Annotated in this window: 20 protein-coding genes; 14 read left to right on the top strand and 6 right to left on the bottom strand. The window is 63.5% G+C overall.

Features of this window, described 5'->3' with window-relative positions:
* The first annotated feature begins 376 nt into the window (after positions 1 to 376).
* Positions 377 to 1,738, top strand: a complete 1,362-nt coding sequence (locus tag EV674_RS10350) for an ammonium transporter (RefSeq protein ID WP_119013227.1) — start codon at positions 377 to 379, stop codon at positions 1,736 to 1,738.
* Between the two features lie 13 nt (positions 1,739 to 1,751).
* Positions 1,752 to 2,060, top strand: coding sequence for a hypothetical protein (locus EV674_RS10355; protein WP_119013226.1), 309 nt, complete (start codon positions 1,752 to 1,754; stop codon positions 2,058 to 2,060).
* Here EV674_RS10355 and EV674_RS10360 read toward each other — a convergent pair.
* Positions 2,057 to 3,736 (bottom strand): GMC family oxidoreductase, encoded by a 1,680-nt coding sequence (locus EV674_RS10360; RefSeq protein ID WP_119013225.1) that lies wholly within the window; start codon positions 3,734 to 3,736, stop codon positions 2,057 to 2,059. The genes EV674_RS10355 and EV674_RS10360 overlap by 4 nt on opposite strands.
* Before the next feature lie 257 nt (positions 3,737 to 3,993).
* Here EV674_RS10360 and EV674_RS10365 point away from each other — a divergent pair, with 257 nt between their 5' ends.
* From EV674_RS10365 to EV674_RS10390, 6 genes are all read left to right on the top strand, one after another.
* Positions 3,994 to 5,118, top strand: a complete 1,125-nt coding sequence (locus EV674_RS10365; protein ID WP_119013224.1) for an MlaE family ABC transporter permease — start codon at positions 3,994 to 3,996, stop codon at positions 5,116 to 5,118.
* Position 5,119: 1 nt separating this feature from the next.
* A complete protein-coding gene (locus EV674_RS10370) occupies positions 5,120 to 5,914 on the top strand; it encodes an ABC transporter ATP-binding protein (protein ID WP_243647380.1) in 795 nt (264 codons plus the stop codon).
* Positions 5,914 to 6,906, top strand: coding sequence for an MlaD family protein (locus EV674_RS10375; RefSeq protein WP_119013222.1), 993 nt, complete (start codon positions 5,914 to 5,916; stop codon positions 6,904 to 6,906). The genes EV674_RS10370 and EV674_RS10375 overlap by 1 nt, the downstream gene beginning before the upstream one ends.
* A gap of 11 nt (positions 6,907 to 6,917) precedes the next feature.
* The gene (locus EV674_RS10380) at positions 6,918 to 7,580 is read left to right on the top strand and encodes an ABC-type transport auxiliary lipoprotein family protein (protein WP_119013221.1); all 663 of its coding nucleotides are present in this window, start codon (positions 6,918 to 6,920) and stop codon (positions 7,578 to 7,580) included.
* Positions 7,581 to 7,812: 232 nt separating this feature from the next.
* On the top strand, positions 7,813 to 8,031 hold the full coding sequence (locus EV674_RS10385) for a CsbD family protein (RefSeq protein WP_119013220.1): 219 nt from the start codon (positions 7,813 to 7,815) through the stop codon (positions 8,029 to 8,031).
* Between the two features lie 47 nt (positions 8,032 to 8,078).
* Positions 8,079 to 8,660 (top strand): hypothetical protein, encoded by a 582-nt coding sequence (locus tag EV674_RS10390; protein ID WP_119013219.1) that lies wholly within the window; start codon positions 8,079 to 8,081, stop codon positions 8,658 to 8,660.
* Positions 8,661 to 8,728: 68 nt separating this feature from the next.
* Here the strand turns inward: EV674_RS10390 and EV674_RS10395 are convergent, their stop codons facing one another.
* From EV674_RS10395 to EV674_RS10405, 3 genes are all read right to left on the bottom strand, one after another.
* The gene (locus EV674_RS10395) at positions 8,729 to 10,108 is read right to left on the bottom strand and encodes an aminopeptidase P N-terminal domain-containing protein (RefSeq protein WP_119013218.1); all 1,380 of its coding nucleotides are present in this window, start codon (positions 10,106 to 10,108) and stop codon (positions 8,729 to 8,731) included.
* An 87-nt stretch (positions 10,109 to 10,195) separates the two neighbouring features.
* The gene (locus EV674_RS10400; RefSeq protein ID WP_119013217.1) at positions 10,196 to 10,483 is read right to left on the bottom strand and encodes a hypothetical protein; all 288 of its coding nucleotides are present in this window, start codon (positions 10,481 to 10,483) and stop codon (positions 10,196 to 10,198) included.
* A 122-nt stretch (positions 10,484 to 10,605) separates the two neighbouring features.
* The gene (locus EV674_RS10405; RefSeq protein ID WP_374761678.1) at positions 10,606 to 11,445 is read right to left on the bottom strand and encodes a nucleotidyltransferase family protein; all 840 of its coding nucleotides are present in this window, start codon (positions 11,443 to 11,445) and stop codon (positions 10,606 to 10,608) included.
* 119 nt (positions 11,446 to 11,564) lie between these two features.
* On the opposite strand from EV674_RS10405, the gene tkt reads away from it, so the two are divergent.
* The 4 genes from tkt (at position 11,565) to EV674_RS10425 (ending at position 16,112) form a co-directional block, all read left to right on the top strand.
* Entirely contained in the window at positions 11,565 to 13,598 is a 2,034-nt protein-coding gene (gene tkt / locus EV674_RS10410; protein ID WP_119013215.1) for a transketolase, read from the top strand.
* 32 nt (positions 13,599 to 13,630) lie between these two features.
* A complete protein-coding gene (gene gap, locus EV674_RS10415; protein ID WP_119013214.1) occupies positions 13,631 to 14,632 on the top strand; it encodes a type I glyceraldehyde-3-phosphate dehydrogenase in 1,002 nt (333 codons plus the stop codon).
* Positions 14,633 to 14,855: 223 nt separating this feature from the next.
* Positions 14,856 to 15,047, top strand: a complete 192-nt coding sequence (locus tag EV674_RS10420) for a hypothetical protein (protein ID WP_132750429.1) — start codon at positions 14,856 to 14,858, stop codon at positions 15,045 to 15,047.
* 39 nt (positions 15,048 to 15,086) lie between these two features.
* A complete protein-coding gene (locus tag EV674_RS10425) occupies positions 15,087 to 16,112 on the top strand; it encodes an ATP-grasp domain-containing protein (RefSeq protein ID WP_132750430.1) in 1,026 nt (341 codons plus the stop codon).
* On the opposite strand, the gene EV674_RS10430 is transcribed toward EV674_RS10425, so the two are convergent.
* Both EV674_RS10430 and EV674_RS10435 read right to left on the bottom strand, forming a co-directional pair.
* Positions 16,065 to 16,529 carry a type II toxin-antitoxin system YhaV family toxin gene (locus EV674_RS10430; protein ID WP_119013213.1) on the bottom strand — a complete coding sequence of 155 codons (465 nt, stop codon included), beginning with the start codon at positions 16,527 to 16,529 and terminating at the stop codon, positions 16,065 to 16,067. The two genes, EV674_RS10425 and EV674_RS10430, sit on opposite strands and share 48 nt — an antisense overlap.
* Positions 16,529 to 16,846: a type II toxin-antitoxin system PrlF family antitoxin gene (locus tag EV674_RS10435; protein WP_119013212.1), complete on the bottom strand. Its 318-nt coding sequence runs from the start codon at positions 16,844 to 16,846 to the stop codon at positions 16,529 to 16,531. Before EV674_RS10435 ends, EV674_RS10430 begins: the two co-directional genes overlap by 1 nt.
* 247 nt (positions 16,847 to 17,093) lie before the next feature.
* On the opposite strand from EV674_RS10435, the gene EV674_RS10440 reads away from it, so the two are divergent.
* Together EV674_RS10440 and EV674_RS10445 are read left to right on the top strand one after the other, a co-directional pair.
* Complete coding sequence (locus EV674_RS10440; protein ID WP_206613244.1) at positions 17,094 to 17,414, top strand: DUF485 domain-containing protein; 321 nt, start codon at positions 17,094 to 17,096, stop codon at positions 17,412 to 17,414.
* Positions 17,411 to 19,099, top strand: a complete 1,689-nt coding sequence (locus EV674_RS10445) for a cation acetate symporter (RefSeq protein ID WP_119013211.1) — start codon at positions 17,411 to 17,413, stop codon at positions 19,097 to 19,099. The genes EV674_RS10440 and EV674_RS10445 overlap by 4 nt, the downstream gene beginning before the upstream one ends.
* The last annotated feature ends 71 nt before the right edge of the window (positions 19,100 to 19,170 follow it).

Raw genomic sequence — 19,170 nt, forward strand, 5'->3', positions numbered from 1 at the left:
GAGCTTCTGGCGCTTTCTGCGTAAGGCCTGGAGGCTGTTTTTATCTGAGAAATACAACCAGTGCGTGAATGCGGCACAGGCAAAAAAAAGGCGCCGACACAGGGGCGGCGCCTTGGCAAGAGGGCATCTCATGGCGGATGCTTGGGAATATGGTTGTGGCTCGGTAGGTTGTCTCCTCGGCCCCTCTTTGGGCGCGCCGTGGTGGTGCGCCGTTGAGTGGCGTGACTGTAACGGCATGCACCCTGGCGGTGCATAGGGAGTTTCCCTCCCCCTTTTCTGGGGCGCTGGCAGTGCAGGTGGCCCCGGTGCTGGCGTTGGCGCGCTGGCATGGCTTGTGCTGTACCAGTGGATATATCCAAGTCGGGAGGGCGCTGCCATGCACAGAAAAGCACACCACATCATGCAGACCATGGCCGTATGGCTGGCTGTGCAGGCGCCCGCCTGGGCCCAGACGGCAGACAGCGCAGGCGCGCCGGGGGCTGCGGCAGCGCTGGTGCGGCCCATGCTGGTGGCGCAGGAGTCCATCCGCGCCGCAGACACCGCCTGGGTCATGACTGCCACGGCCCTGGTGCTGCTGATGACGCTGCCGGGGGTGGCGCTGTTCTATGCCGGCATGGTGCGCCGCAAGAACGTGCTCAACACCATGGCCAGTGTGCTGGCGGTGGCGGCGCTGGTCAGCGTGCTGTGGTTTGCGGTGGGCTACTCGTGGGCTTTTACGCCGGGCTCGTCCTGGCTGGGCGGCGGTTCGCGCATGTGGTTTGACGGGCTGGACTACGTGATGGCCAGCGGCAAAGTGGCGGTCAGCCATCTGGCGCCGCACATTCCCGAGTCGGTGTACGCCATGTTCCAGCTGGGCTTTGCCATCATCACAGCGGCGCTGGTGGTGGGGGCCGTGGTGGAGCGCATGCGTTTTTCGGCGCTGCTGCTGTTCATCGGGCTGTGGACGGTGCTGGTCTATGCGCCCATTGCCCACTGGGTGTGGGAGCCGGGCGGCTGGCTGGTGCAGCTGGGGGCGCTGGATTTTGCCGGGGGCGCGGTGGTACACATCAACGCCGGGGTGGCCGGGCTGGTGTGCGCCTGGTTTCTGGGCCCGCGCCGGGGCTATGGCCGTGAACCTTTTGAGCCGTACAACCTGGGCCTGACCATGGTGGGGGCGTGTTTGCTGTGGGTGGGCTGGTTCGGGTTCAACGCGGGCTCGGCGGTGGCCGCAGATGGGCGTGCCGGGCTGGCACTGGTGGTCACGCACATTGCCGCCGCCGCCGGTGCCATCGCCTGGATGATGGGCGAGTGGGTGGTGCGCCAGCGCCCCTCGCTGCTGGGGTTGTGTTCGGGGCTGGTGGCTGGTTTGGTGGCCATCACGCCCGCAGCGGGCTTTGTCACACCCGTCTCGGCCTTGTTGATCGGGGCGGTGGCCGGGTTGGCCTGCTACTGGGGCGCTACAGGACTCAAGCGCTGGTTGGGGGCCGATGACTCCCTGGACGTGTTTGGTGTGCATGGCATTGGCGGCATCGTCGGCTCGCTGCTGACCGGGGTGCTGGCCGACAAGGCCATCGGCGGTGTCGGTGCCAGCCTGAGCGTGCAGGCGCTGGGCGTGCTGGCCGTGATGGGCTACAGCGTGGTCGCCACGGCCCTGTTGCTGTGGCTGACGCGCCTGCTGGTGGTGGATTTGCGCGTGGACGATGCCTCCGAGCTGACCGGACTGGACATCGCCCTGCACCGCGAGCGCCTGGGCGGATAAGGAGGATGCGACCATGAACACCAGCGATACCCTGGCCGTGGCTGCCCACTTGCATGTGCTGCTGCGGCGCAAGACGGGCCGGGTCACGGACACCGAATGGATGGCCTGCAATGCCGAATACGCCCGCGCCATCGTGCGCTTTGCCTGCGAGCAGGCCCAGGAGCGCGACCTCCCCGAGCTGGCCGAATGGGCGCAGCGCCTGGAGCGCGCCTGGCCCCAGCCCCTGGGTGCAGCCAGCGCCCCGGGGGCAGCGCGCGCCAGCACGGGCCATGCGGCGCCAGCGCCGCCTGACCTGCCGCGCTACGTGGGCGGCATCCGTTAAGCGCGCCCGAGCGCCTCGGCGCGCATCCAATGCGCCGCTTTTTCGGCCAGCATCAGCGTGGGGGCGTTGGTGTTGCCGCTGGTGATGGTGGGCATGGCACCCGCATCCACCACGCGCAGCCCGGCCACGCCGCGCACGCGCAACTGGGCGTCCAGCACCGCCAGGGGGTCGCTCTCGCGCCCCATCTTGGTGGTGCCTACGGGGTGGAAGATGGTGGTGGCAATGTCGCCCGCCAGGCGCGCCAGATCGGCATCGCTGTCGAACTGCACGCCGGGCTTGTATTCCTGGGGCTGGTAGCGTGCCAGCGCCGGTTGCGCCACGATGCGGCGCGTCAGGCGCAGGCTGTCGGCGGCCACCTGGCGGTCTTCGGCGGTGCTGAGGTAGTGGGGGGCAATGGCCGGGGCGCTGCGGAAGTCGGCGCTCTGGATGTGTACCGTGCCCCGGCTGGTGGGGTTGAGGTTGCACACGCTGGCGGTGAACGCCGGAAACGGGTGCAGCGGCTCGCCAAAAGCGTCGAGCGACAGCGGCTGCACGTGGTACTCGATGTTGGGGTGCGGCTGTGCGGGGCTGGAGCGGGTGAAAGCGCCCAGCTGCGAAGGCGCCATGCTCATGGGGCCGGTGCGCTGGAGTGCATATTCCAGCCCGATCTTGGCCTTGCCCCACAGGGAGTTGGCCAGCGTGTTGAGCGTGGGCACGCCCTGCACCTTGAACACGGCGCGGATTTGCAGGTGGTCTTGCAGGTTGGCGCCCACGCCGGGCAGGTCATGCACCACCTCGATGCCGTGCGCGCGCAGCAGCGGCGCCGGGCCTATGCCCGAGAGCTGCAACAGCTGCGGCGAGTTGATGGCGCCTGCGCTCAGCACCACCTCGCGCGTGGCGTGCGCCGTGACCATCTCCTGGCCGTTCCAGACCTGCACGCCGGTGCAGCGCGGGCGGCCATCGGGCTGCGGGGCCAGCAGCAGCCGGGTGGCCTGAGCGCGCGTCCACAGCGTGAAGTTGGCCCGGCCCGTGCAGGTGGGGCGCAAAAACGCCTTGGCCGTGTTCCAGCGCCAGCCGCTTTTCTGGTTGACCTCGAAATAGCCCACGCCCTCGTTGCAGCCCCGGTTGAAGTCGTCGGTGGCGGCAATGCCCGCCTGCTGTGCGGCCTGGGCAAAGGCGTCGAGCACGTCCCAGCGCAGGCGCTGTTTTTCGACGCGCCACTCGCCCGTGCTGCCGGTGTTGCGGTGGCCGTGCAGGCGCTGAAAGTCGCTGCTGGCGGTGCCGGGCTGGTCCAGGCGCCAGTGGTCTTCGTGCTGGCGAAAGGCGGGCAGCACGTTGTCCCAGCGCCAGGTGTCGTCGCCCGTCAGGTGCGCCCACTGGTCGTAGTCGCGCGCCTGGCCGCGCATGTAAATCATGCCGTTGATGCTGCTGCACCCGCCCAGCGTTTTGCCGCGCGGGTAGCGCAGGCGCCGGCCATTGAGCCCCGCGTCGGGCTCGGTCTGGTAGAGCCAGTCGGTGCGCGGGTTGCCGATGCAGTACAGGTAGCCCACAGGGATGTGGATCCAGTGGTAGTCGTCTTTGCGCCCGGCCTCGATCAGCAGCACGCGGTGCTGCGGATTGGCGCTGAGGCGGTTGGCCAGCAGGGCGCCTGCCGTGCCCGCGCCGATGATGATGTAGTCGAAAGTGGTGTCGCTCACGGTGTCTCCTGTGCCGAGGTTCAGCCGTCTGCGCGGCTGTGGCGGCCATTGTGCGGCGGTGTGCTGGCGGGTGCGGGCCAGGCGGTGGTAGTGCCTGGTTTTTGCTATTTAAAAGATAGCTGCTTGCGCTTATCCTGCTTGCCTTGGAGGCGTTTTTTGATAATATTTCACGCGCTGGCCATGGCAGCTGCGGCGCTGCCCGGCACGGTGCCGCTACCATCGGCGCCTTGGCCCTGTACTTTTTTTTACACTGACCCATGTCCGATTCCTCCCCCCGCTTAGAGCGCACCGACACGCCCGATGGCCCGTGCGTGCGCCTGCTGGGCCGCTGGGGCGCGGCGCAACTGGGCACCCGTGCGCAGTGGCGCGCGCTGTCGGTACAACTGCGGGGCCAGCGCGCCGCTGCGGGCCTGGGCTGGGACTTGCGCGGCCTGGAGTGGCTGGACCACGTGGGCGCGCAGCTGTTATGGAACCACTGGGGCCGCGCCTGGCCCGAGCGCCTGGCGCTGGACGCCTCCCAGCGCGCCATGCTCGATCGCGTGGCGCGCTTGAGCTGTACCGCCGCGCCGCCCGAGCCCTGGCGCCTGGCCGACCAGATCGACCGCCTGGGCACGCTGGTCATGCACGGCGTGGACCATGCCCGCCACCTGCTGCTGCTGGTGGGGCAGTTGCTGCTCGACAGCCTGCGCGTGCTGCGCGCGCCGCGCCGGGCGCCCTGGCGCGACGTGTCGGGCCACCTCTACAGCATGGGCGCCATGGCCCTGCCGATTACGGCGCTGGTGGGTTTTCTGATTGGCGTGGTGCTGGCCTACCTGATGAGCCTGCAATTGCGCCAGTTTGGCGCCGAGGCGTTCATCGTCAATATTTTGGGCATCTCGCTGATCCGCGAGCTGGGGCCGCTGCTGGGTGCCATTTTGGTGGCGGGGCGATCGGGCTCGGCCATCACGGCGCAGATCGGCGTCATGCGCGTGACCGAAGAATTGGATGCCATGAGCGTCATGGGCATACCGCACGGCTTTCGGCTGGTGCTGCCGCGCGCGCTGGCACTGGCCATTGCCATGCCGCTCATCAGCATCTGGACTACGCTGGCCGCACTGGCGGGCGGCATGCTGGCCGCTGACATGGCCATGGGTATCTCGCCCGCCTATTTTTTCGAGGCCATGCCCGCCGCAGTGAAGGTGGGCAACCTGTGGCTGGCGCTGTCCAAATCGGTGGTGTTTGGCACCTTGATTGCGCTGATTGGCTGCCACTGGGGCCTGCGCGTCAAACCCAACACGCAAAGCCTGGGCGAGGGCACGACGGCCTCGGTGGTCACGTCCATCACCGTGGTCATCATCGTGGATGCGGTGTTTGCCGTGGTCTTCAAGAATGTGGGGTTCTGACATGGCTGCCGTGCCCGCACCCGTGGTGCAAATTGCTGGCCTGTGGACGGTGTTTGGCAAAGGCGACAAGGCGTTCTCTGTCCACCAAGACCTGGACTTGACCGTGCAGCGCGGCGAAATCCTGGCCCTGGTGGGCGGATCGGGCACCGGCAAAACCGTGCTCTTGCGCCAGATACTGGGCCTGATGCAGCCCACGCGCGGCAGCGTCACGGCGCTGGGTCGTCCCGCGCGCGAGATGACCGGCGAGGGCGCCGCCAGCCGCGTGGGCATGTTGTTCCAGCACGGCGCGCTGTTTTCGGCCTTCAACGTGCTCGACAACATCGCCTTTGCCCTGAACGAGCAGGGCACGCTGCCTGCCGATCTGGTGCGCGACGCCGCCATGGTCAAGCTGCAAATGGTGGGCCTCAAGCCCGAGCACGCCACGCGCATGCCCGCCGATTTGTCCGGCGGCATGATCAAGCGCGTGGCGCTGGCGCGCGCCCTCATCATGGACCCGCCGCTGCTCTTGCTGGACGAGCCCACGGCGGGCCTGGACCCCCACGGCTCGGATGAGTTTTGCGCCTTGGTGCGTGAGTTGCAGGCCGAGCTGGGCGTGACCATGGTGATGGTCACGCACGACCTGGACACGCTGTTTGCCCTGGCCACGCGCGTGGCCGTGCTGGCCGACAAGCGCGTCATCACCACCGGCACGCCCACCGAAGTGGCGCACTTTGCCCACCCCTTCGTTGAACAATTCTTCCTGGGTGAGCGTGGCCGCCGCGCCATGGCACCGCCCACCCCCCTCAAGGAATCCTGATGCAAAACAAAGCCCACGCCATGGCCGCTGGCCTGTTCGTGCTCATCGTGTCGCTGCTGGTGGCGGGCCTGGGCATGTGGCTCACCCGCGACAACGGCAATTACCACACCTACGAGCTTTCCAGCCGCGAGGGCGTCAGCGGCCTGCAGCCGCAGGCGGCGGTGCGCTACAAGGGCGTGGCCGTGGGCAAGGTCACGCACATCGGTTTTGACCCGCAGGTCAGCGGCAATGTGCTGATCCGCATCGACGTGAATGAAGAGACGCCCATCACAGCCTCCACGTTTGCCGTGCTGGGCTACCAGGGCGTGACCGGCCTGGCCTACGTGCTGCTGGACGACGCAGGCGAAGACCACCCCCCGCTGCCCCCCGGCGACAGCGGCCTGCCGCGCCTGCCGCTCGAATCCTCGCCCTTCAGCAAGCTGGCCGACCAGGGGCCGGTGATCCTGGGCCGCCTGGACGACGCCGTGCAACGCCTGAACCAGGTGCTGGGCGAAGAAAACCAGAAACACATCACCAGTGCGCTGGTGAACATCGGCCAGGCGGCAGGCAGCGTGCATGCCCTGAGCTTGAAGCTCGATGCCACCGTCACCCAGCGGCTCGACCCCGCGCTGGCCGCTGTGCCCGCCCTGGCCGCGCAGGCGCGCCAGACCCTACAGACGCTGCAACAGGCCGGTGCCAACACCGCCAGTGCCGCCGCCGACATGGGCCAGGTGGCCCGGCGCTTGAACGAGCCCGATGGCGTCATCGACCAGACCGCGCGCGGCACCCTGGCGCTGAGCCGCTCGCTGGAGCGCTTCAACGCCGTCACCCTGCCCCGGGTGGAGGCCGCCACCGACGCCACCGCCCGCGCCGCGCGCCAGTTTGGCCGCATGACAGCGGGCGTCAGCGACAACCCCCAGGCCCTCATTTACGGCCCCGGCGCGCCCTTGCCCGGCCCCGGTGAGGCCGGTTTTGTGGCCCCCGTGCCTGCTGTCGCACCTGCCAAGCCCTGACAAGGATTGCTATGAATGCTCTTAAAAAAATAGCTGCTAGCGCCCGTCCAGCAAGCGTTGTAGCCACTTTTGCTGCTATTTTTCTGGCTGGATGCTCGGCCCTGCCCCAGCCGCCGGTGCGTCCCGTGCTCTACGACCTGGGGCCGGGCCAACTGGCCCCCGCCGCCGAGCAGCCACCGCTGCCCGCACTGGCGCTGGCCGATGTGCAAAGCGCCGGCCCGGTCGATGGCAGCACCGCCGTGCACTACCGCCTGGCCTACGCCGACGCCCGCCAGTTGCGCCCCTACCAAAGCGCGCGCTGGAGCCAGCCGCCCGCCCAACTGCTGGAGCAGCGCCTGCGCGCCGTGCTGGGTGAGCGCCGTGCCGTGCTGCGCGCCGACAAAGCGCTGATTGCCGCGCGCCAGGGCCAAGCGCCCACAGCGGTGCTGCGCGTGGAGCTGGAAGAGTTCAGCCAGATTTTCACGAGCGAGCAGGGCAGCACCGGCGTGGTGCGCCTGCGCGCCACCCTGGTCGAGCCCACGCCCACGGGCGAGCAGTTGCTGGGCCAGCGCCTGTTTGTGGCCCAGCAGGCCGCCACCAGTGCCGACGCCGCCGGTGGCACCCGCGCCCTGGCCGAAGCCACGCAGCAGGCCGCGCAGGCGCTGGCGCAGTGGCTGGAGCAGCAGGGCCGCTGATGCCCGGCTGAGGCCCCGCCTGCGCGCAAGCAGCCGCGCAGCCCCGCCGTTGTCTCGTGCCCGGGGCGCGCGGTTGTCCTGCACGAAAGTAGGCAAGCACTGACGTGCTGTGCCCCGCGCTGCCTACGCGGCGGGCGCGCCCTCGGACGTAGAGTCTCCCCATCGCCCATGCAGGTGTTCCACACACAACGGGTGGATGGCGCAGGCGAGACTTTTTCTGAGGATCAAAGCCATGAACGAAGACCGCATCAAAGGCAACTGGAAGCAATTTACCGGCAAGCTGCAAGAGCAGTGGGGCAAGCTCACCAACGATGACCTGGACGTGATCGCTGGCAAGCGCGACCAATTTCTGGGCAAGCTGCAAGAGCGCCACGGCTTGGCCCGCGACGCCGCAGAAACGCAGCTCAAGGAATGGCAGGCACGCCACCCCGAATTCCGGTTTGACGACTGAGAGCGAATCGGATTTTGGCCATTCTTTATTCTTCAGGAGCATTCAGCATGACAAGCTTGACCCGTAATTTTGTGGCCCTCATGGCCGCTGGCATGGTCGCCAGTGTCTCGATGGCCATGCAGCCAGCCGAGCACACGGCGGCCAAAGAGCGCATCAGCGCCGATTACAAAATGCACAAGGACAAGTGCAGTGCCATGCATGGCAATGCCAAAGACATTTGCATGCAAGAGGCCAAAGGCGCCGAGAAGGTGGCCAAGGCCGAGCTGGAAGCACAGTACCGCCCCAGCGACAAAACCCAGTACAAGGCCCGTGTTGCCCACGCCGATGCCGCGTACGACGTGGCCAAAGAAAAGTGCGACGACCTGACTGGCAATGCCAAGGACGTGTGCCGCAAGGATGCCAAGGCCGCCCATGTGCGCGCCGTGGAAAACGCCAAGGTCGCCCAGGTGCAGGCCCAGCCCGCCGCCACCGCCGCTGAAAAAGGCGCCGCCGTTGCCGAAGCCCGCAAGGACGCCGCTGCCGAGAAGCGTGAAGCCGATTACAAGGCCGCCGCCGAGCGCTGCGATGCCATGACCGGCGACCTGAAAGCCAAGTGCGTGGATGACGCCAAACGGATGTACGCCCAGTAACGGCCCCGCAGGGCCGCCATGGCGCAGCGCCCACACCTGCCACAGCGCAGGGGTGGGCGCTGCTGCTTTCAGCGCATCAGCGCCTCAATGTCATCGGCCTTGACTGGTACGCCGCGCGTGATCAACTCGCAGCCCGTGTCGGTGACGATGGCGTCGTCTTCGATGCGGATGCCGATGCCGTGGAACTGCGCAGGCACATCGGCGCCGGGGCGCACGTACAGGCCCGGCTCAATGGTCAGCACCATGCCTGCGCGCAGGATGCGGCTGGGCCGGTCTTGGATGACTTCGCCCGAGAGCGGGTCGCGCCGCTGGCTGACCTGGCCGATCTCAGCGGGCTCCACGTAGCTGCCGCAGTCGTGTACGTCCATGCCCAGCCAGTGGCCGGTGCGGTGCATGTAGAACGGGAAATAGGCCCGGTTGGCGATCACGTCCTGCACGGTGCCCACCTTGGTTTTGTCCAGCAGGCCCAGGTCGAGCAAGCCTTGCGCCAGCACGGCCACGGTGGCCTCGTGCGGGTCGGTGAAGCGGGCGCCTGCGCGCGTGGCAGCAATGGCCGCTTCCTGGCTGGCCAGCACCAGGTCGTAGAGCGCGCGCTGCGGCCCCGTGAACTGGCCGTTGGCGGGAAAAGTGCGCGTGATGTCGCTGGCGTAGCCATCGAGTTCGCAGCCTGCGTCGATCAGCACCAGCTCGCCTGCCCGGATGGGGGCGGTATCGGCGCGGTAGTGCAGCACGCAGGCATTGGCGCCCGCCGCGACGATGCTGTTGTAGGCCACCGACTGCGCCCCGTGGCGGCGGAACTCGTGCAGCAGCTCGGCTTCGAGGTGGTATTCGCGCACATCCTGGCCCGCGCGCAGCATCTGTGCCGACGTCTGCATGGCACGCACATGGGCGCCAGCGCTGATCTGCGCGGCGCGGCGCATCACGTCCTGCTCGTGCGTGTCTTTGACCAGGCGCATTTCATCCAGCAGCACGCACAGGTCGTTTTGTTGCGTGGGACACAGCGCGCCAAAGCGCACCCGCGCGCGCACGGGCGCCAGCCAGCCTTCCACGCGCGCGGCCAGGCCGCTGTGGGTAGCAAACGGGTACCAGACGGCGCTGTGGTTTTCCAGCAGGCGCGGCAGGCGTGCGTCGAGTTCGCCCACCGCCAGGGCGGCATCCACGCCCAGCGCGCCGGGCGCGGCCTCGGGGCCCAGGCGGTAGCCGTCCCAGATTTCGCGTTCCAGGTCTTTGGGCTGGCAAAACAGTGTGCTGTGGCCATCGCCCGTGAGCACCAGCCAGGCGTGGGGCTCGGTAAAGCCGGTGAGGTAGTAAAAATAGCTGTCGTGGCGGTACGGGAAGTCGCTGTCGCGGTTGCGCGGGCGCTCAGGGGCCGTGGGGATGATGGCGACGGCGTGGGGGCCGAGTTGCGCGGCCAGGCGCGCACGGCGTTGGGCATAGACGGAGTTCATCCGACCATCGTAATGCGCCCCGAGGACGCGCGCCCGCGCGCCCCACAGCGTGCCCCCACTGGCGGCGGGGACTGCGCCGGTGCCGACTCAGCCAGTGGCCTGGGCGTCGGTCTGGGTCAGTACGCGAAAGGGCGCCCGCTCGCCGCGCTGCCCGTCCTGAGATAGCGCTGGCGCTGCGGCCTGGGCCTGCGGGTGCGGTTCGGTGCGGCGTGTGTGCCCTTCGAGCCGGGCCACACGCTCTGCGTACATGCGTGCCAGGGCGCTGTGGTGTTCTGCGGCGGCTTCATGTTCCAGTTGGGCAAAGCGCGCTTCACGCAGCATGGTTTCTGCGCGCCGGGCATAGGCTTTCGAACTCAGATTGAAAAAGTCGAACATGGCACACCTCCTGAACCGCCGGGCGCAGCAAAGCCCGTATCCCCATTGTGTGGCGTGGTGCAGGTGCGGGTGTCGGACGCGGGCGCATCCGGTTGTAGTCCACCCGGGCAGGCGGCGTGTGGCTAGAAGGCTGTGGTGTTGAGTGCGGCCAGCCGCTCGGGCGTGCCCACGTCTGTCCAGCGGCCTTCGTAGAGCTGCGCCGACACTCTGCCCGCATCCATGGCGCGGCGCAGCAGCGGGCCCAGCGGTGCCGCTTCGCCCTGCGGGTTACCCGGGGCGATGTTGCACCACGGTGGGCCAAACAGTTCGGCGCGCAGCAGGGCGATGGTGCTGTAGGTGTAGCGCGGGCCGGGGTGCTCGGCGCCCAGGTTCAGCGCCAGGCCATCGGGGCTGAGGCCGAAGTCGCCACGCGGGTGGTGCGCTGGGTTGGGCACCAGCCACAGGTGGGCCAGCATGGGGCTGGCGGCAAACGCGTGCAGCGCCTCGGGGGCAAAGACAAAGTCGGGCGCAAACACGTCGCCTGCGGCCAGCCAGAAGATGTCGTCCAGCAGCGGCAGGGCGCGTGCAATGCCGCCTGCTGTCTCCAGCGCGGCACCAAAGTCGCGGCCTTCTTGGGAGTAAAAAATTGATAGCTGCTCGCGCTTATCGGCAAAGGGCTGGAGGCCAAAATGGCTTCCAAAATAATCACTGATCTGCGCGCCCAGCCAGGCGGTGTTGATGGCCACGGCGCCCAGCCCGGCAGCGGCCAGCGCCTCCAGGTGCCACTGCAGTAGCGGCTGGCCCTGCACCACCAGCAGGGGCTTGGGGGTGGCATCGGTCAGGGGGCGCATGCGCTCGCCCCGGCCAGCGGCCAGCAGCAGCGCGCGGGCGCGGGTCGGGTGCGCGGGCTGGGCCGTGGACAGGACGGTGGGCGTGGGCAGGGCAGCGCCTGCACAGGCGCTGGCAGAGGGCGAAGGGGGCAGGCGGTTCATGGCGCGCACTGTAGTGCATGGCCTGCGCGCCGGGGTGCGCGCAGCAGGGGGCGCGGGGCGCACCGCTAAAATCGCCGGTTTTTCCCTCACCTCCTGACCGGAACCGCCCCATGGCCAACTCTCAACAAATGGCGAATGCAATCCGCGCACTCGCAATGGATGCCGTTCAACAAGCCAATTCCGGCCACCCCGGTGCCCCCATGGGCATGGCCGACATGGCGGTGGCGCTGTGGGGCCGTCACCTCAAGCACAACCCCGCCAACCCGCAGTGGTTTGACCGCGACCGCTTTGTGCTCTCCAACGGCCACGCCTCCATGCTGCTGTACGCGGTGCTGCACCTGTCTGGCTACGACCTGCCCGTGCAAGAGCTGAAGAACTTCCGCAAGCTGCACAGCAAAACCGCTGGCCACCCCGAAGTGGGCGTGACCCCCGGCGTGGAAACCACCACCGGCCCGCTGGGCCAGGGCATCACCAACGCCGTGGGCTTTGCCCTGGCTGAGAAGCTGCTGGCAGCTGAGTTCAACCGCGACAAGCACACCATCGTCAACCACCACACCTACACCTTCCTGGGCGATGGCTGCCTGATGGAAGGCATCAGCCACGAGGCCGTGGCCCTGGCCGGTGCCTGGAAGCTGAACAAGCTCATCGCCCTGTACGACGACAACGGCATCAGCATCGACGGCCAAGTAGCCCCCTGGTTCATCGACAACACGCCCCAGCGCTTCACGGCCTGCGGCTGGAACGTGATCAACAACGTCGATGGTCACGACGCCGACGCCGTGGCCGCCGCCATTGCCAAGGCCAAAAAGAGCAGCGACAAGCCCACGCTCATCGTCTGCAAGACGGCCATTGGCAAAGGCAGCCCCAACCGTGCCAACACCGCCAAGGCCCACGGCGAGCCCCTGGGTGCCGAAGAAATCAACCTGACCCGCGCCGCCCTGGGCTGGTCGCACGAGCCCTTCGTGGTGCCCGAATCGGTGTATGCCGATTGGGATGCCAAGGCGACAGGCCAGGCCGCTGAGGCCGACTGGACGCTGCGCTTTGCTGCTTACGAAGCCGCCTACCCCGAACTGGCGTTCGAGTTCACCCGCCGCATGCGCGGTGACCTGCCCAAGGCGTTTGCCCAAGTGGCCGTCGATACCGTGGTCGAAGCCCACCGCAAGGGCGAAACCGTGGCCAGCCGCAAGGCCAGCCAACTGGCGCTGGAAGCCTTCACCGCCGCGCTGCCCGAACTGCTGGGCGGCAGCGCCGACCTGACCGGCTCCAACCTGACCAACACCAAGAGCACGCCCGCGCTGCGCATGGATGCCAAGGGCGCCGTGGTCAAGACGGAAGATGGCCAGATTGGCCGCCACATCAACTACGGTGTGCGCGAATTCGGCATGGCCGCCATCATGAACGGCGTGGCGCTGCACGGTGGCTTCATTCCCTACGGCGGCACCTTCCTCACGTTCAGCGACTACAGCCGCAATGCCATCCGCATGGCTGCGCTGATGAAGCTGCGCGTGGTGCATGTGTTCACCCACGACTCCATCGGCCTGGGCGAAGACGGCCCCACGCACCAGTCCATTGAGCACGCTGCCAGCCTGCGCTTGATTCCCAACCTGGACGTGTGGCGCCCCGCCGACACCACCGAAACCGCCGTCGCCTGGAGCGTGGCCATCTCGCAGCGCGACAAGCCCACGGCGCTGCTGCTGTCGCGCCAGAACCTGGCCTACGCACCCAAGCGCGACGTGGGCGATATCTCGCGCGGCGCCTATGTGCTGTCCGAGCCCACCGACGTGGGCCTGAAGAAAAAACTGCAAGCGGTCATCATCGCCACCGGCTCTGAGGTGCAACTGGCGCTCAAGGCGCAGCGCCTGCTGGCCGCCAAGAAGATCGCTGTCCGCGTCGTCTCCATGCCCAGCACCACCACGTTTGACCGCGAAGACATCAAGTACAAGAAGGCCGTGCTGCCCACCGGCGTGCCGCGCATTGCCGTGGAGATGGGCGTGACCGACTTCTGGTGGAAGTACGGCTGTGCCGCTGTGGTGGGCATTGACAGCTACGGCGAGTCGGCCCCCGCGCCGGTGCTGTTCGAGCACTTCGGCTTCACTGAAGACAACGTGGTCGCCACCGTGCAGGCCGCCCTCAAGCGCAAGTGATTTTTGGCAAGCAACCCTCTGGAGAGAAACACATGACCACCATCAAGATTGGTATCAACGGCTTTGGCCGCATTGGCCGCAACGTGCTGCGCTCGGCACTGCAAAACTTCAGCGACATCGAAGTCGTGGGCATCAACGACCTGCTGGAGCCCGACTACCTGGCCTACATGCTGCAATACGACAGCGTGCATGGCCGCTTCAAGGGCGAAGTGTCGGTGGAAGGCTCCAACCTCATCGTCAACGGTAAAAAGATCCGCCTGACGCAAGAGCGCGACCCGGCCAACCTGAAGTGGAACGAAGTCGGCGCCGATATCGTCATCGAATCCACGGGCCTGTTCCTGGACAAGGTGACGGCACAAAAGCACATCGATGCCGGTGCCAAGAAGGTGATTTTGTCGGCCCCCTCCAAGGACGACACGCCCATGTTCGTCTTCGGCGTGAACGACCAGACCTACGCCGGTCAGGCCATCATCAGCAACGCCAGCTGCACCACCAACTGCCTGGCACCCGTGGCCAAGGTGCTCAACGACAAGTGGGGTATCAAGCGCGGCCTGATGACCACCGTGCACGCCGCCACCGCCACGCAAAAGACGGTGGACGGCCCCAGCAACAAAGACTGGCGCGGTGGCCGTGGCATTCTGGAAAACATCATCCCCAGCAGCACGGGTGCAGCCAAGGCCGTGGGCGTGGTGCTGCCTGAACTCAAGGGCAAGCTGACAGGCATGTCCTTCCGCGTGCCCACGTCGGACGTGTCGGTGGTGGACTTGACCGTGGAACTGGCCAATGCCGCCACCTACGAAGAAATCAAGGCCGAGATGAAGGCCCAGTCCGAAGGCGCGCTCAAGGGCGTGCTGGGCTATACCGAAGACAAGGTGGTGGCCACCGACTTCCGTGGCGACACGCGTACCTCTATCTTTGATGCCGACGCCGGTATTGCGCTGGATGGCACCTTCGTCAAGATCGTCAGCTGGTACGACAACGAGTGGGGCTACTCGAACAAGTGCCTGGAAATGGTGCGCGTGGTGGCCAAGTAATCACCGCACCGCACTGAGCAAAAAGAGCGCGCCTTCGGGCGCGTTTTTTCGTGCACTAACACGACTGACTACCCAAATTTTGCAATTAGATTCAGCAAAAGTTATTTATCAGATTTTTATAGCTAAAAACTATATTTATAAAAATACAATAGTTTTTTTTAATTTGCAAATATTGAAATTCTTATAAATAATCATTTTATCTATTTTATTTATAATGACTATTATGCACGCAACTACTGAAAATCCAGTAAGCATCGAAAAATCGTACACGCTTAAGTTTCTCAAATCGAATCCTGCTGTGGAAACAGATGAAGCACACTGGACTTGGACTCCTGTAAAGCACCGTGGTTCTTTAGATATTAAGACTGCTACATTTAGTGGAAAAAATCAGGCTGACGATTATACTAACGAATGAAAAAAGCGCCGTAAGGCGCTTTTTTAAATCCTTAATTATATGATTGCAATTTTTGGTAGTCTCGAAGATCCTCATGCACAAGAAATAGAGCAAAAGATTCGTCTTTTGGGTTACCCATGTGCCATCATCTCTACAGCGAGAAAAGATTTAAAAAATACCAGTTTTGTTTTTTTACTTAATGATGAAAAATCAAGCATAGAAATTACTCAGGGAAATATTACATTAAATACTAACAGTATCCATTCCGCGTGGGTGTGTCAGCCAATTTTTTCACTTTTTTCGACAACAGAAGAAAAATTCAGTCAAGAATTAAAGTTTTGGTTTTTCACATGGCGAGAATCGCTAAATGGGATTTATGCGCTCCTTGAGCAGCGCGGTATTTTGGTAAATGGATCTATTTCTGAGGCCGTTGCTAATCAAAATAAAATTAGATACATTGGCAATATTTCTAAAAATATTCTCAAGCAACCTAAATCCATTATTAGCAACGATCGGGAGTCGCTATTAAATTTTTTTCGAAATTCGGATTCCTGTGTGGTTTTAAAAACACTGCATCAAATGCAATTAAGTGTTGATGGCGAACCAACTATGCTTCTAGCATCAATAGTGCAAGAAGACGATTTTCTTGATTTCCAACAAAAAAATGAGTGTCCAATATTTCTTCAGGAGTATGTCGAAAAAATCTATGATGTGCGTCTAACAATTGTTGGTGATCATATTTTTTCTTGCAAAATTGATGCAACCCATTCCGATGCAGGCCGTATAGACTGGAGGGCTTATGATTTGGCGAATACTCCACATTCTCAATATGATCTTCCTTCTGCTATTGCTGAAGAAATAATTGGCATTTGCAGAAAAATGAAACTTGATTATGCGACCATAGATCTTTGTGTAGATCAAGGTGGGAATTATTATCTTCTTGATATCAATCCATTTGGTAGATATTTATGGATTGAAGATGCTATTGGGGCGCCTATTACTGATGCTATAGCTAAATTTTTGATAAAAAAGCAAAACTCAACTAATACGATCCACCGGCCATTCTGCTTGGCTGGCCTGCAATAAATCTTCCCAGCCATTGGGCGGATGTCCGCGCTGGAGCATCTTGCAAAACACCGCATAAGGATCGGTGCTGCTGCCTGATGCGCGCAAACTGTGCTCATCGTTGATCCAAGCAAAAATGATGATTTTGCTTTTGGAGTCGAAACGGAAAAACAGGCGGAAGCGCCGTCCGATTTTGGCCCGGCGCCAGTGCCTGAACACTGGCCCCATGGTGTTGCCTTGGCGGAACTCGTCGCGCCCGGGGTTGCTGGGTATGGTCTCCAGCATCAACTGCGCTAGCGCGTTGAACAGTTTGACGTTGGCGTTGGTGCCATACCCATCCGGGTCTTGGGCTTTGGCCCGCGCGGTAGCGGTGGCCAGTTTTTGTAGCTGCGCTATCAAGCAGTCATGAAACAGCAGCGTCCAGCCGTGGCGCTGCATCACAAATCCACATCGCCAGCGATGTCGGCATCCAAATCCACGGATTGGGCTGCAGCCGCTACCAGCGCCCTGGCCAAATCATCGGGCAGGCTGCTGATGTGGAGGCCCGATTGAATGTCTTGTTCCAGCATCTGCAAAAAGCCAGCAATGGCGGGGTCTTCATGAGCTGTTGGCGCTCGACTCACAACGACCTTGTCACCCAGAAAATCAAACGCCACCTTGCCTCCCACGTCTACCCCCAAGGCTTGGCGGATAGCCTTGGGCAAAGTGATTTGCCCCTTGGCGGTGATGGCTGCAACTTCGTGGATAGCGTTCATAGCTAACTCCTGAGAGGAAATTTCTATTGTAAGGATTTTTCCTTACTTTTGGCGAAGACGGATGTGGTGGCCAAGTCACCGGTCTGCCGCTCTGCTCGGGCTTTTTTGTGGGCGCTTGGGAGCCTCGTGAAAATGCGTTTCCATACGCCAGAAGCTGGTATTTTTCTGTAAGGATTTAACAGGATTGACTTCCTAGAATGGCGCCTTTTTAGCGCGGTCAGCAGGCTGCGATTCTTTAGGGAGGCCCATGTCCAATCCACTGTACGAAAACATCAAGCGCGACCCGCGCTACGCCGAGCTGATACAGCAGCGCGGGCGCTTTGCCACCATGCTGGCCTTGATGGTGATCGGCGTTTTTTTCAGTTTTGTGCTGCTGGTGGCATTTGTGCCCAGCGCCATTGCAGTGCGCATTTTTGCGGGCAGCAATTTGACGGTGGGCGTGGCGCTGGGGTTTTTCCAGTTCGTGTTCTTCTGCCTGCTTACCTGGGTGTATGTGCGCCGTGCCAATGGCGAGTTCGACACCCTGAATGAACAAATCATCCAAGACGCCCTGAGGAAAACCAAATGACCCGAACGCCCCCTCTGCTTTCTTCCCCCGGGCGTGTGCTGGCGGCTGCGCTGCTGTGCCTGCCCGCGCTGGCCCTGGCAGGCCCCGACCTGGGCGCCACGGAAAAACAACCGCTGAACTTGCACGCTATCGGCATGTTCTTTGCCTTCGTGCTGATGACGCTGGGCATCACCTACTGGGCGGCGGGCCGCTCCAAGTCGGCATCGGACTTCTATACCGCCGGTGGCGGCATCAGCGGCAAGCAAAACGGCCTGGCCATTGCCGGCGACTTCATGTCTGCCGCCACGCTGCTGGGGCTGACGGCCATGATCTACGGCCAAGGCGTGGATGGCTATATCTACATGGTCGCGTTCTTCGTCGGCTGGCCCATCATCCTGTTCCTGATGGCCGAGCGCCTGCGCAACCTGGGCAAGTTCACCTTTGCCGATATCACCGCCTACCGCCTCAACCAGGGCCAGGTGCGCACCATGGCCGCGATCAGTTCGCTGGTGGTGGTGTGCTTTTACCTGGTGGCGCAAATGGTGGGTGCCGGGCAACTCATCAAGCTGCTGTTCGGGCTGGAATACAACGTGGCCCTGGTCATCGTCGGTGTGCTGATGATGGTGTACGTCATCTTTGGCGGCATGGTCGCCACCACCTGGGTGCAGATCATCAAGGCGTGCATGCTGCTGACGGGCGGCACCGCCATCATGCTGCTGGCGTTCAGCCAGTTTGGCTTCAGCTTCGAGACCCTGACCAACCGCGCCATGGAAGTGCACAAGCTGGGCCCCAATCTGCTGGCCTCGGGCAGCCTGCTGGCCGATCCGGTGACGGCCATTTCGATGGGCCTGGGCCTGATGTTCGGCATTGCCGGATTGCCGCACATCCTGATGCGCTTTTTTACCGTGACCAACGCCAAAGAAGCGCGCAAGTCGGTGTTTTATGCCTCCGGCATCATCGCCTTCTTCTTCCACGTGATTGCCTTCATGGGCCTGTGCTCCATTGTGCTGGTGGGCACCGACCCGCAGTTCTTTGAGGGCGGCGACGTCGCTGGCAAGCTGATTGGCGGCGGCAACATGGTGGCGCTGCACCTGGCCAAGGCCGCAGGCGGCAATTTGCTGCTGGGCTTTTTGTCGGCGGTGGCTTTTGCCACCATCCTGGCCGTGGTGGCGGGTCTGGCCCTGGCGGGTGCATCGGCCATTTCGCACGACCTGTATGCGCGCGTCATCATGAAAGGCAATGTGTCCGAAGAAAAGGAGATCCGTGTCTCCAAGATGGCCACGCTGGGTTTGGGCGTGGTGGCGGTGCTGTTGGGTGTGGCCTTCGAGAAGATGAACGTGGCTTTCATGGTGGCGCTGGCTTTTGGCGTGGCCTCCTGCGCCAACTTTCCGGTGCTGCTGATGTCCATGTACTGGCGCGGCCTGACCACGCGCGGCGCGCTGGTGGGTGGCTATACCGGCCTGATCAGCTCGGTGCTGTTCGTGGTGTTCTCCAAGTCGGTGTGGGTGGATGTGCTGGGCAACGCGGCACCGCTGTTCCCGTACACCCAGCCAGCGCTGTTTGCCATGCCGCTGGCCTTCCTTTGCATTTACGTGTTCTCCAAGCTGGACAACAGTGAACAAGCCCGGATGGAGCGTGCCGCCTTTGACGACCAGTACGTTCGTGCCCAAACGGGCGTGGGCGCAGCCAGCGCCGCTGCACACTGAGCGGTATTACCCCGCTGACAAGCGGACTTTGTGAACTACTCCATCCTTTGCCGCGCACAGGGTGGAGTAGT

The sequence above is a fragment of the Simplicispira metamorpha genome (assembly GCF_004341365.1).
In the GTDB taxonomy this organism is placed as follows: Bacteria; Pseudomonadota; Gammaproteobacteria; order Burkholderiales; family Burkholderiaceae_C; genus Simplicispira; species Simplicispira metamorpha.